At 54.3% G+C, this 13473-nt stretch carries 11 protein-coding genes; 1 reads left to right on the forward strand and 10 read right to left on the reverse strand.

Annotated elements, in window-relative coordinates; translation table 11 throughout:
• Positions 1 to 81: sugar phosphate nucleotidyltransferase (locus CH293_RS07045; protein ID WP_141217164.1), on the reverse strand; the 81-nt coding region annotated here is incomplete at its 3' end.
• Between the two features lie 358 nt (positions 82 to 439).
• Between CH293_RS07045 and CH293_RS07050 the strand changes: the two genes are divergently transcribed.
• Positions 440 to 1453 (forward strand): Coenzyme F420 hydrogenase/dehydrogenase, beta subunit C-terminal domain, encoded by a 1014-nt coding sequence (locus CH293_RS07050; RefSeq protein WP_255122737.1) that lies wholly within the window; start codon positions 440 to 442, stop codon positions 1451 to 1453.
• Between the two features lie 18 nt (positions 1454 to 1471).
• Here CH293_RS07050 and CH293_RS07055 read toward each other — a convergent pair whose 3' ends face one another.
• The 9 genes from CH293_RS07055 to CH293_RS07090 form a co-directional block, all read right to left on the reverse strand.
• Positions 1472 to 2824, reverse strand: coding sequence for a lipopolysaccharide biosynthesis protein (locus tag CH293_RS07055; protein ID WP_176459935.1), 1353 nt, complete (start codon positions 2822 to 2824; stop codon positions 1472 to 1474).
• A gap of 603 nt (positions 2825 to 3427) precedes the next feature.
• Positions 3428 to 4576 carry a polysaccharide pyruvyl transferase family protein gene (locus CH293_RS07060; RefSeq protein ID WP_094719787.1) on the reverse strand — a complete coding sequence of 383 codons (1149 nt, stop codon included), beginning with the start codon at positions 4574 to 4576 and terminating at the stop codon, positions 3428 to 3430.
• On the reverse strand, positions 4542 to 5972 hold the full coding sequence (locus CH293_RS27840) for an O-antigen ligase (RefSeq protein WP_141217148.1): 1431 nt from the start codon (positions 5970 to 5972) through the stop codon (positions 4542 to 4544). The genes CH293_RS07060 and CH293_RS27840 overlap by 35 nt, the downstream gene beginning before the upstream one ends.
• Entirely contained in the window at positions 5969 to 6883 is a 915-nt protein-coding gene (locus CH293_RS07065) for a glycosyltransferase family 2 protein (RefSeq protein WP_141217149.1), read from the reverse strand. Before CH293_RS07065 ends, CH293_RS27840 begins: the two co-directional genes overlap by 4 nt.
• 75 nt (positions 6884 to 6958) lie before the next feature.
• Positions 6959 to 8131 carry a glycosyltransferase family 4 protein gene (locus CH293_RS07070; protein ID WP_094719789.1) on the reverse strand — a complete coding sequence of 391 codons (1173 nt, stop codon included), beginning with the start codon at positions 8129 to 8131 and terminating at the stop codon, positions 6959 to 6961.
• Positions 8131 to 8826 carry an acyltransferase gene (locus tag CH293_RS07075; RefSeq protein WP_094719790.1) on the reverse strand — a complete coding sequence of 232 codons (696 nt, stop codon included), beginning with the start codon at positions 8824 to 8826 and terminating at the stop codon, positions 8131 to 8133. The genes CH293_RS07070 and CH293_RS07075 overlap by 1 nt, the downstream gene beginning before the upstream one ends.
• Positions 8823 to 9944, reverse strand: coding sequence for a DUF1972 domain-containing protein (locus CH293_RS07080; RefSeq protein WP_094719791.1), 1122 nt, complete (start codon positions 9942 to 9944; stop codon positions 8823 to 8825). Before CH293_RS07080 ends, CH293_RS07075 begins: the two co-directional genes overlap by 4 nt.
• A gap of 66 nt (positions 9945 to 10010) precedes the next feature.
• Positions 10011 to 11501, reverse strand: a complete 1491-nt coding sequence (locus CH293_RS07085) for a sugar transferase (RefSeq protein ID WP_094719792.1) — start codon at positions 11499 to 11501, stop codon at positions 10011 to 10013.
• A 635-nt stretch (positions 11502 to 12136) separates the two neighbouring features.
• Positions 12137 to 13459 (reverse strand): UDP-glucose/GDP-mannose dehydrogenase family protein, encoded by a 1323-nt coding sequence (locus CH293_RS07090; RefSeq protein ID WP_094719793.1) that lies wholly within the window; start codon positions 13457 to 13459, stop codon positions 12137 to 12139.
• Positions 13460 to 13473: the final 14 nt, after the last annotated feature.

Consider the following 13473-nt stretch of genomic DNA (forward strand, 5'->3'; position numbering starts at 1 on the left):
CGGGACAAGCTGCTTGCTGATGCCGACCGTGATCGGATGTAGACGCGAGCCCGTGCCGCCCGCCAGAATGATTCCCCGCATACCGGGAAGTCTCCCAGAAAAGACGAAGATTTGCTCATTTACTTCCCCGTGCTCCGAACATCAAGGACGCTGATCCACCCACCGATACTCAAGCCCGTAGACTAAGCGGTACCAACGCACAGTAGCCAATGTTAGGAACCTACTCTTGCCCAAGGACTCGCTTCTATCGGCTGTATCCCGCGTCGTAGAGAACGGCAACTGCACAGGTTGCGGAGGCTGCGCAATGATTTCCAATAGAATCACTATGGACCTGAGCACCGATGGCTTCATGCGCCCGATAGTTGAGCGACTGAACCCCCAGCAGCAATCCAATCCACAGGAGATTCTACAATTCAAGAAGACTTGCCCAGGATCAACGATGACTGCACCCAACGACGAGCAGCTACAAAAGGACGATATATTTGGCGCTTACGTATCTAGCTGGGTCGCGTGGGCAGTCGATCCACAGATCCGCAATGCCGGCAGTAGTGCGGGCGTGTTAACCGCGTTAAGTAATTGGCTGATCTCCACCGGCAGGGTAAATTCCGTCAAAGCCAGTGCCGAAGGACAGAGTGACCCCCGAAGGACCGTCCCTCTAACGATCACGTCCAGGGAAGAAGCACTAATTGCAGCAGGATCTCGATACGCCCCTGTCGCAAACTTATCTAATCTAACTCGCGAAGACTTTAGAGATTCTGCCATAGTTGGGAAACCGTGCGAAGCATCTGCAATTAGACAGTACGCGGATGCCCTACAAATCCCGAAGGAAGACCGTCCGATCGTGATGTCGTTCTTCTGCGCGGGCACTCCGAGCCAACATGCAACCAACGCGCTGGCGGAACTGCTCGAAGCTCCCGTCGACGAGATTGAATCCCTACGTTACCGCGGTAACGGATGGCCAGGAGAATTCACGATAACGCTCACGAGCGGCGATAAGAAGACAATGTCATACGACAAGTCATGGGGAAAGCATCTCGGCCGAACCGTCCAATGGCGTTGCAAGATCTGCGTAGACGGTACAGGTGGCCACTCCGACATCGCAGTCGGGGACTATTGGGAAGTAGACCAAAAAGGATATCCAACCTTCGAAAATGCTGACGGCAGATCGGTTGTAATCGCTCGCACAGCAAGAGGAGACGAATTGCTACAACTTGCCGCCAATACCGGAGTAATTGTCACACAACCACTTAATTTAAGCCACGTTGCGGCAGTACAGCCATTACAGACTGACCGCAAGCAGACACTGGCAGCAAGGCTCGCAGGACGACGAATCGCAGGGAAGCAAATACCACGCTATCGTGGATACGGCCTAATTCGGATTGCTAAAACCACCGGCAAGCGCAATATTCGTGCGTTTGCCGGCACATTTGTCCGCACACGGCAAGATCGCTGACTAACTGTTAAGCGACCGCTACACCCCACCTCTTAAACACAGGTTGATCGAGGCCTTCACGTCCGCAGAATTGATTCGCAACACTGAAGGACCGATCCTTAAAGCCGCGAGACTTGAGAAAAACGTGACTACCCACCCCAATAAGATTCCGATAGCAGCACCAACTGCACCTAAATGAGTCGACACAGCAAAAAGCCCCACAAGCGATACCAAAACACCACCGATCTGACAAATACTCATTGTCACTCCACGACCTTCCGCGCCTAACACCTGTGTTGACACATAGTTTCCAACCAGAACGGGAGAACCAGCAATGAGAATTAGAGCCGGGTGAACTGAACCATCGAACTCCGCGCCAAATAGCAGCGGAATACCGGACGGAGCGAAAAAAGCAAGTACCATGCCAACAAGCACACCAAGATAGATAGCCGTCCTTATGGCAAGTCTTCGCACATGGATGAGTCGATCTGGTGGCGATGAAGCCACACTCTTAAATACCGCGGAACCAATTGCATATCCACCCGCAAGTGGTATCGCAGCGAGCGTCATCGCCACCGACAAAAAACCCGTCTCGGTTGTACCGATCACAACTGCTGCAAACAGGAGCACAACAGTATTACTCGCTGTTTCGGCAATCTGACTCCCCGCATATCGCAGACCCCGACGTCCGACGAAGAGCATCGATGCACGGGGACCGAAAACCGGGACGCAAATCTGAGTTACAGCAATTATAGATGCGGCGGCCGTTCCAATGATGTACGAGATGAGCAGAAACGTTACAGTTACATCTGAGAAGATCCAGCATCCGATAACCAATGCGGCTGTAACACCAGGCTGAATGAACTGCAAAATCGCAATCTTGGTGAACTCCCCTCGACTAATCATCCCGCTTTGGACACTCAACACGATGATAAAAAGCGCAGACGTACCCATAGCGATACAAAAAACTGAGCGGTCTCCTTGCGTGAGCCCTGGCAGAAGCAGAACAGAGACCAGCACCCCAAACGCGAACGCAGGACCTACTAGCAACATAGCAATTAGATAAGATACTCTGATGACGGGCTCCAACGCACCAACGGATGCCATACGCCGAATTGCCATAGGGATTCCCAGACCCATCACGACCGGCGCGAGGCTAATCGCCGCAAGACACGTCGCATAGACACCACGACCATCGACACCCAATTCCCGAGATATAATTGGCGCAGTGCCTAAAGATATCAGCATAATGGCAATACGGCTTACAGAAATAAGTAGCGGTGAATTAGTGATTCGAGTTTTTCCTAATGACACAGTTTGATCGCAATCTCTACTGGGTTTTCTCGTCCACATTTTCACCATCGAGATACATCTTGACGTCGCCTGGGCCACGCATCCAGTATTCGCTACGAATAATCTCTTCGATACGTGTATGACTAAACCGATATCTGATAACTCGAGCCGGATTACCCGCCACGACTGCAAATGGAGGTACATCTTTGGTCACAATCGAACCTGCACCGATAACCGCACCTATGCCGATAGACCTACAACCTGGCAAAATTATCGAATTCGCGCCAATCCAACAGTCATGTCCAATTACACAAGCAGTCCTGTCCACATCCCGCGATCTATCTACAAACCCGAGTGCCGGGTTGTACCAGAAGGGATGCATGCTCACACTATCTAAAGGGTGTGCCGCGCCAATCCTCCGTACGCCTGGACCGACTGATACATATCGACCAATTATTGTGTAAGCATCTGCGAAACCCGGATGCAAGAGAGAACCATAACTGAAGTCGCCGACTGTAACCTTGAAGTAGTCGCGAAGAACTTCTCGCAAGCTCGTAGATAGCATAGGTCCGCCTTCGAGTTTGACAGCTATCGCCAAAACCTTCGACCTGACAGGAAGCCGCAAATAGTTCGATACAACAAACCGCCCAAAGACAGACGACCGCATACCGCCAGGCTGAACCTGTTTAACTCCCCATCGTTCTAACACACCGATGCACCGTATACCGCGTCAGTGATGGACGTCCATTGAGGTGCCTCAATGAAAGCCCTGATTTTGTTCTCTGCCTCCGAAGCGGCTGAAGCGACAGTCCTTTGTAGTTCAAGGAACACCGTTTCCTCAAGCATTCTCAACGTTTCGCCCACCGGATCGTCAGAAGTACTCAGATCAATTGTTGTCTGCCAGCCAATCGATTCCATTAGCGGCGCAAACTTTCGTGAGTATGACCAAGGAATCGCCACAGTACCAACGGCAAGCGCGTTAATAGCCGAATGCATTCGTGAGCCAACCAGGACTGCGCTATTGGCCAGAATACTTCGCACGTCCGCCAGGTCAGCAGGGATCAGGACTTCAACGTCGGACTTCGATGCCGCGGCGGCTGATTTTACGGCAGGAACATCATTATCCGCCAAAGGTGAATCCAGCACATGAGCCAACAGGCTGACGCGGCGACCTGCCAGTGTCAATTCATTTATGAGATTCAGCACATTTGTTCTGTACGATCGAAAGTCCACGTGCGGGTTTTCGTTCCAAAGCAGACCAGAAACGTTAAGCACTACGTCGTAACGGTCGCCCCGGTCGTGCTTACTTAGCGCAAATGCCATATCAGTTGACTCGATATCGGTATTACGTCCAAGAATCCGAGAGTTACGACTGCTTTCTGGGTCGCGGGTGCAGACTAGCGCACTTTTACGCAACATCGACGTTGCCACTCGCTTACCGACCCATGTCCTGAATGGGCCGATCGTTTGCGGGGTCATCACTACGGGACGGCACGCTTTCCCTGCAGCAATTCTTACATATTTCATTAGCAGCAACCTACGCAACCCGTAGATATCGGTAAAGCTGTCACCGCCACCTGTGTCCAGTATCAAGTCAAAGTCCCTAAAGAACGCGGTCATTCCACCAGGCCGTCCGCACAGATCTCGTATCATGGCGGCGCGAGTGAGTGGGGTGTCCCGCGTGTTATGGGTATGGAAGACGACATCGCACCCACCCCAGATTTGTTGGACTGCAGATCTTGCGCCACTGGCGAGTGCTTGCAAGCCCAAGTTCTCAGCCCGAGGATCCGCCCATAAAACTAAGACTCGAATATCCTTACGTTCTTTCATTAGAAACTCCTGACGTATCATCGATAATTGATTTATGGTCGACGCGCTTCTCACCGATAATTTCCGAACATGCACTCGGGGAAACTATTTCGCGCAAAGCGTTCCTCGACTTCCAGTCGTAAAGCGATACGATTCCAAGATAGAACCAAACAATTGATCCAAATTGAGTGATCAGCGCGACGGTAAACAGGGCTGGGACAACAGCCAACAGGCCAACCGCGGCGGCAGAAGATGTACGACGAGCGACTTTTAGAGCCAGCCAGACGCACCCTGCCAATGCAAACGCCGCAATAGCGTAACCAAAGCTCACACCGAGCAGCACAAAAGTACTATCGATTGATTTGAAGCCTTGAAAATAGAAGACACCTGGCGACGGCTCTGCGTACCCCGACGCGAGACCAATAGGGTTCATCGACGGTATCAAGTCGATCAGCGTAACCCGGTAGTCCGAGGATATCGTGGCACGTCTTCCTTCTTCAGCGAAAACCGACATGACCTGCGGGACTGCGAACCACGCCACAACCCCGAGAACAAGAATTACCGCTAATTTACCCCGCGTGCGATTAGTCTCCGAGTAAAATACGAGCGATAGAACAACTGCGATGACCGCGGTGAGCATCCCCGATCGGCTAAACGAAGCCACCGTGCCCGCAACCAACAACGCTGCCATCGTGACTCGATACAGCGGTCTGAGGCTGCACGCGAACACCATCGGTATTGCCATCGCAAGCGAGCACCCCAAGGCTATCGAGTGACCAAAGGCCCATTCGGCGCGAACGATTCCACCGCGCTCCTGCTCGTGTCCCCACGCAAGATATTGAGTATTATTCACAGCCCAGCTGTAATAGGGGTTCCAGTCAAATATGAATTCAATGACCGCACAGGCCGCAGCTGCAGAGAAGACAATTGCAATCGTGCGATATGCGAACTCAAGACCCGCACGCTGGACTAGCAATCTGCCCAGAACGAAGGAAAGGAGCCATTGCGTTATTACGTTTGTTACATCACCGGGGCGCGATAGTCCGAGCAATCCGCAAATTAAACACAATCCGCATACCAAAAGCACTGCAGTGTCTATTCTTGACAGTCTCCACGGGTTGCGAGCGAATGCCCCGCCCAGCACGACAAGTCCAGCGAGCGAGCTAGCGGGCAAATAGAATGGGTTGTCAACTCCAATCCAGAATGGAACGAAGCAGCACACTACGAGCCAAAATGTCAGCGCAAACTTAGGATGTGTTACTGATAACGAGAATATGGCAATAGCCGAGATAATCGCAAGTGCAGCGAGCCAGCCCATTAGGGCTGGTAGCAGAAACGAGAAGAACACAAGCGCAATCACCCAGACCGCAGCCCATCGTTTACCACTTGGCGAAGAGGATTTAGGTGTCCAGTTTGGTGCCCAGTGTACGGTTTTCACCTCCAATCCTCCTTAAGAATTTCACGCGCAAAGAATAAGAACTTAATGTAACCCGGATCGGCGGTGGGTCGTTTTCGTCTGAACACAGCTTTCGCTCCGAAAGAATATGCCCTCGTAAGCATCCCTGCAAAGAAAACATACTTCCAAACAAAGTTCTGAACTGCAGAATGCGAGATATCGGACTTGTAGAGCTCGTATAAATTTGTCATCCAGTCTGTACTCGGCAATTTCTGTACGGATCCGCTGCTTTTTCCAAGACCATGCACGCCCACCGCGTCGGCACTCAGCACTACAGCTAGGCCAGACCTATGAACTCGCAAGCAGAATTCGACATCCTCCGCGTACATGAACCACCGCTCAGTAAGGCCGCCCTGCGCGGTCCAAACCGACCGTGGAACCGCCATGCACGCACCCGAGACCCACTCGACGGGAGTCGTTTGGAAGTTCTCTCGTCTTAAGATGTACAATCCGCGCAACCCGTGGTTGTCTGGTGAAATCCTTGATAAACCAAAGTAGTGACAGAAAACACGCCACAGCGATGGTTTCATTCCCGCCTCACGGACTGCAAGGTTCAAGCCAGGATGTTCGAGCAATGGTGCGATCACGCCGATGTCGGGTCGCCTCAACAATGTGTCGCGGAGAATTAGTATGTTTTTGACATCAACTATCGCGTCGGGATTGAGAAGAAGAATTACCTCACCGTTTGCGATACGAGCGCCCGCGTTGACGGCTTTCGCAAACCCGTTGTTAACATCGCTTCTGATCAGATTTACCGATGGGTATGCCTCTGCAACGTGTTGCGCCGTACCGTCTTGCGAGGCGTTGTCGACAACAATTATTTCTATGGCAGAAACGGAAGTCAACGGTGAAAGGCTATGTTGGAGCAACTCACGACTGTTGTAGGTCACCATCACGACCGACACTAGTTCGCTTCTCGTAGATTCAAGAAGTGGTTTCGAGGATCCAGGCTGATCGATCAATTACACTCACCTTCGACCTTTGTCAATGCCGCTCTTACGAGATTTCAGTAGCTGAGCGACATGTCCAGCTATCTCCTTCCGGTACCGCTGAACTCCGAAGCGGTCGACGGCGCTTTCGTAAGCGTAATCGGCAATTCTTAATGCATCAGCCCAGTTGTTAATCACATGCGATACCGACGCCGCAAGCGCGTATGGGTCGCCCGCAACGGTCAGGCTTCCGGTATGGCCGTCTTCGACGATCTCCGACAAGCCCTGGACATTGGTGGCAATCAACGGCCGGTTAGCGAGTTGAGCCTCAACCGCGACGTTTCCGAACGGCTCCGCGAGAGAAGGCACCAAGATGATGTCGGCATCTCTTAGCTTTGTTTTGGCGTCCTCCACGTATCCCGCGAACACTACCCTGCCTGATAGGTCTGGCTTGAGCGCCCGTCGCTTTAGTTGTGATTCGAACCATTCATAGCCAGGAAAACTGTCACCATAGAGAGTAATTTCGACGTTGTAACCTTCGGCCACCAAGAGGCCTAATGCGTCAAGGGCGATGTCGGTACCTTTACGGGGTGATAACCGCCCAACCAGCGCTAATCGGTACACGCCCTTGCTCGGCGCAGCCGGGGCTGGCTTGACGTCGTCGTGCGATATCCCGTTGTAAATGACGACTGCACGGTTTTTTAGCGCTGGGAAAGTGCGGACGATCACACGGTACGACGCCTTGCTATTTATGATTAAAGCCCGACAAAGTACCAATGGCAGAAGCAGCGCTCGGGTCAGGGTCTTGTTGGTTAGCTCTTCCGCTTCATGAACGTGACAGATGACGGGCACTCGGCAGATACGTCCAACCAGAAACCATACGGGGGCCGTGATTGTGTTGGCGTATATGACGTCAGGTTTGACTTGCTTTAAAACTGCCGTAAGCGTGATGACTGCAATCACGCTCTGGACAGCGTACTTGGGGAGCCCTTTCACTGTCAGGTGAGACTTCCGACTAACGGGGAAGTCCATGACTTTCGTGGTTGCCCCTCGTTGGCGGATTAATCTCTGGAGTGGACCAACTGATGGCAGCACAACAATGACCTCGCAGTTGAGTTCGACCAAGGCATCTATGGTCTCCAGAAGCTGCAAGTCTGATCCATAAAGGTCTGGCGAGGGATGAGATACGAGTATTTTGCGTGCTGCTGCCATCAGCGCGCTCTCAGGAACTTTGCTGGGACTCCTCCATAGATGCAATTCTTCTCATAATCCCCCGCGATCACAACGGCGCCTGCGGCTATTATGCAGCCGTCCCCGATGCGCGCACCGTCCAGTACTGTGACGCGCGCTCCAATCCAGCAGTCGTTGCCGATCGTGATACCAGAATGGCTTACACCCTGTTCACGAATGGGTATTTCTAGCGAGCTAGAGTTGTGATTTTCTGAATGAAACGAGCAGAAGTTCCCTACGATTGTGTTGTCACCTATTTCTATGCCGCCGGCGCATCCGTAGAACGAATCTGTCCCGAGCCCGACATTGTCGCCCGCTGTAAGACCCATACCCAGGTGCTTCAGGCTTCCGACGCATTCGATGCGGGTGTTCTTTCCAACAGTTGTGTTCCTTCCGAGCGATACACCTTGTGACGACATCGCGTCAATGAACGAACCGTCGTCCAGAGAGACGCCCGGAGACACGGTAAGTCTACGTTTCCCTCGAAATCGGACGTTCCGACCGACAAAGGGTGAGCCATTTATTTTCTTGAAACTAACGACCCCCCTGACACGCATTGCAAGCCGTCGGACAAGTTCGCTTATCAAATAGTCAGTGTGGATCTTTGGGTCTACAGTATATTCGTGGCCCTTTACGGCGGTAACAAGTTTGTTGAACCATCGCTCAGTGAGGCTCATGCGTAGCGTCCCTTGCCGTGGCTATTCAAAGATGTTAGTGCGTCAACGTACTTTCTGCACACCTCGTCCCACCCGTAAAACTTTTGAGCACGTTCGACAGCTGCAGCGCTCAAAGTCAGCTGTTGTTGGCGATCTACCATCAGTAGCTGAATCATGGATGCGATGGCAGTCGCGTCGGGTGAAACGAATAGCCCGGCGTCTCCAATCACTTCACGGTTGTAGACCGTGTCACGGGCAACTATGGGCGCGCCGCATGCCATTGCCTGCACTAATGCCGGATTAGTACCTCCCACACTGTGGCCATGAAAGTAGGCGCCGGCGTGTTTCCACAAAGAGAACAATCTTCGGTCGTCGCTCACATGACCAAGCCAATGCACACGAGGAGACCTGTCCGCGAGACTCTGCACAGTTTGTTCTAACTGGCCGCCGTAGCCCGAACTGCCCACTATTACGACGTCGTGTCTTTGACTTAAATCTTCTGCGGCCTTTACAAATTCTGCCACTGTGTTTTCTGGCACGAACCGTGCGACCAACAGAACATAGGTGCCCGCGCGGAATTCCGGGTCATCATCTGAAAATGGCGCTTCGTCGCCTCCGTACGGTATGAAGTGTCCGTCCCTGCCAAATTCGACCGACCATCGACGTTTGATCTCGACGGAGTCGCAGATGATTTCGTCAGCGAATCGCGCTGTTAACTTGGCTCCTGAATGGAAAACTTTCTTGGCCGTCTTACCCCACTTTTCGCGTTCCCATTCCATTCCATCAACATTTACGATCGTCCGCACACCGCGAAACCGGAGAGCAGGTAAGAAGAACCCGTTTGCTACGTTCATCACCAACGCCACGTCCGGCTTTTCGTACGCGGTGTGCGCACAGTTGGTCAGGCCGCTCGTTAGAGTTGAAAGAGACTTGGTCTCAACCCCTGGGATGACGATTGACCTTACACGTTCATCCCGGTTTGGATCATCTGCCCGAATTGCGCCTTTTCGGCCGTAAACCGATACTGCCCAGCCCTCGTCTGCCAAATATGGCGCTAAACGTCTGACAAGCGTCTCGAAGCCGCCGTAGTAGCTTGGATATCCCCGAGTACCGATAATTGCCACTTCTTTTGCGGTCATTTCCGACTTTCGTACGTTGACAGGTCTAATTTTCCGGTCTAGCGGTTCGTGGCGTATCGAAATACTTCAATACGCGCCGTCGCTGCTGACAACTGCTTTTACAGTTTTCGCGATAATCAGAAGGTCACCGACCATCGACCAGTTCTCCACATAAGAGAGATCAAGCCTCACGGTCTCTTCCCAGGAGAGATCGCTCCGTCCGCTGACCTGCCAAAGTCCTGTGATGCCAGGCTTCACCAACAATCTGCGACGAACCTCGCCGTCGTAAGTCTCGACCTCACGACGCAGCGGCGGTCGCGGTCCAACCACGCTCATCTCACGCTTCAACACATTCAGGAACTGGGGTAGCTCATCGATGCTGAAGCGGCGCATGAACTTACCGACCGTTGTGACACGCGGGTCGTCGCGCATCTTGAAGAGCACGCCACCCTCGCTCTCATTCTGCGCGAGGAGCGCGTCCACCTGCTTGTCGGCATACTGCACCATGCTGCGGAACTTGATCATGGCGAAGGGCTTGCCGTCGATACCCATTCGTTCCGATTTGTAGAACACAGGTCCGCGACTCGTCAGCTTCACCGCCAGCGCTGCTATCAGTAAGATCGGTGCGATCACGATCAGTACAGCAGTGGCGAAAACCAAGTCGAAGGCAGTCTTGCTGAAACGCGTCGCACCGTTGTACTGAGGCTTTTCGACGTGGATGAGCGGGAAGCCTGCAACGGGGCGCATCACCAATCGCGGGCCGGCCACGTCAACCACGCCAGGCGCGACCACGAGGTCCACGTTCTTCTTTTCGAGGTCCCAGACCATCTTGCGGATGCCTTTGGTACCAAGGTGCTCAGTGGCGGTCACGGCGACGGTGTCGGCGCCGGACTTTTCGATTGCGTCGACCACGCTGTACTCGTCACCGAGGATCGGGATCTCGAAGCCGTCGACCGTGATGGCATCGCGCTCGGGCTCGTAACCGGGCAGGCACATTCCCACCACGCTGTAGCCGGCGGCGGGGTTCCGCTCGAACTGTTTTGCCATCGACACTGCCGCCTTGCGGCTTCCGACAATCAGCACGGCCGTCTGATATTGACCTTTACTTCGCTTCGCGGCGACAGTCTTCCGCCACGCCCATCTGCTGAGCAGGAGACCGAGGAGTCCAACCGGCAGCGCGATCGCCAGATACAGCCGCGCGATGTCGATCTTGAACAGAAGCGAGAGAATCGCGATGACGCCGAACAGTCGGAACGTCGCGGACACGATACGGCGGTATTCTTCCGCGCCGTTGCCGATGACCCTGGGCGAGCGGGTACGGAAGATCGCGAGAAACGAGATCCAGATTGCTGCCAGCAAGACCGACACTCCGGTGTAGCTAGCGAAGGCGCGTGCTCCCTCGGACTGCAGCTCGCCGAACCTGATCAATTGAGCTGCCGCGACTGCAGCGACGACAACAACGACGTCCGTAACACGAAGCCTGTCGACGTACTGATGCTCCCAGACACGGCGCGAGGTAAGTCGTCTCTCACGCTTCGGTGCCTTCTGTAGCGTGCCCCCGCCCGGAGTCCGCTGCACTGATCCGATAGTTGCCACCGACTCCCCCTCCTCACTCTGCTCCCGCAGCTCGAAGGCCGGCGGACTGTCGTCAATGAACCGTGGTTCGACACATCTGCACTGACGTGAGGGAACCGATCGCTACCTGCCCGCTGCTCGAGCATTCAAATTTTCGCACGCAATCGGAAAAGCGACTCTCCAAGTGGGTCACATCACAGAATGATTACGCCGACCCAACTGGTTTACCACACCCGCAATCCCGCCCGTGGGCAAGTTTGTGAGATTTCCCGACGCGAAGTGCATCGACAAGAATTCAACTTTCGTTACACCAAGCTCGGCCATAGACCACGTTTTGTGAGTCTCACTGTGACACAACAGAAGTCTGCGTAAATTTCACAACTTCGACTTGGTGAGCCAGCTGATTTACATCGCCGAAACATGCAAGTGCGCCTGATTTTTACACAGGCCACTCAAATGCTTTGACAAACCTTCCTTGCGGCGCGCGGTTGCGCACAAGCGGTCATTGTGCCGGTTTTGCATGTCCCGCACAAACGTCGAATGGAAATTTTTAATTCACATGAATGACGCTGGTTTCAGGCAATCTTCAAAACCCGAGTTCAGCGTCTCGAACGGGCTGAAACAAGCACGAAGAACGGTTACGGACGCCCTAGCCCGCGGTAAGTCCATCCCGCGGCTCGCCACTCGTCCGGGTCGAGGCAGTTCCGTCCGTCGATCAAGGTTTTCGACCGAACCACTCCATCGAGGTCAGCCGGCTTCAGTGCCTTGAACTCTTTCCACTCGGTCAGGACAAGCACAACGTCAGCACCCTCACACGCCTCGAGCGCCGTCGTGCTGTACGACAAGGTCGGGAACAGTGCACGTGAGTTCTCCATTGCCCGTGGGTCGAAGACATTCACGGATGCGCCCTGAAGCTGGATCTGACCAGCCACGTTCAGGGCGGGAGAGTCCCTTACGTCGTCGGAGTCGGGCTTGAAGGCTGCTCCCAGGACAGCGACACGAGCACCAAGCAATGACCCGCAGGCCTCCCGAGCAAGCTCCACCATGCGCGTCCGTCGACGCATGTTGATGTTGTCCACCTCGCGTAGGAACGTCAGGGCCTGATCAGCACCGAGCTCGCCAGCGCGAGCCATGAAAGCTCTGATGTCCTTGGGAAGGCAACCACCGCCGAAGCCGATGCCCGCATTCAGAAACTTGCGGCCAATCCGGTCGTCGTGGCCGATCGCATCCGCCAAAACCTTCACGTCGGCGCCCGAGGCCTCGCACACCTCTGCGATTGCGTTGATGAACGAGATCTTGGTGGCCAGGAAGGCGTTGGCCGACGCTTTGACCAACTCCGCCGTGGCCAGGTCGGTGACCAAGAACGGGATCTGCTCGTCGAGAAGCTGGGCGTAGACCTCACGAGCCAGTCCCTCTGCCCGTCCCGGACGGTCCCGGTCCACACCGAGGACCATCCGATCGGGGTGCAACGTGTCCTGCACGGCAAATCCCTCGCGGAGGAACTCCGGATTCCACGCGACCTCGACATCATCACCAGCCGGTGCAAGTTCGCGAGCACGGGCGCCGAGCCTAGACGCTGTTCCGACGGGAACCGTCGATTTTCCGAAGATGACTGCCGCTCTGGTAAGCAAAGGCGCAAGAGTCTCGATCACGGAGTCGACGAACTTCATGTCCGCGGCATACTCACCACGCTTCTGTGGAGTCCCGACACCCAGAAAGTGGATGTCAGCGAATTCCGCGGCTTCGCTGTATGACGAGGTGAAGCGCAGTCGACCCGCGGCGATATTGCGCTGAAGGACTTCCTCTAGGCCAGGCTCGTAGAAGGGGACCTGGCCGGCTACGAGCTTGGCGAGCTTCGACTGATCGGTGTCGACACCCAGCACGTCGTGCCCGAGCTCGGCCATGCACGCCGCATGGGTCGCGCCCAGATACCCGATCCCGAAGACTGTCACTTTCGCCATTGCATTCCCCACTT

This window comes from Rhodococcus sp. 14-2470-1b (assembly GCF_002259415.1).
GTDB lineage: Bacteria > Actinomycetota > Actinomycetes > Mycobacteriales > Mycobacteriaceae > Rhodococcoides.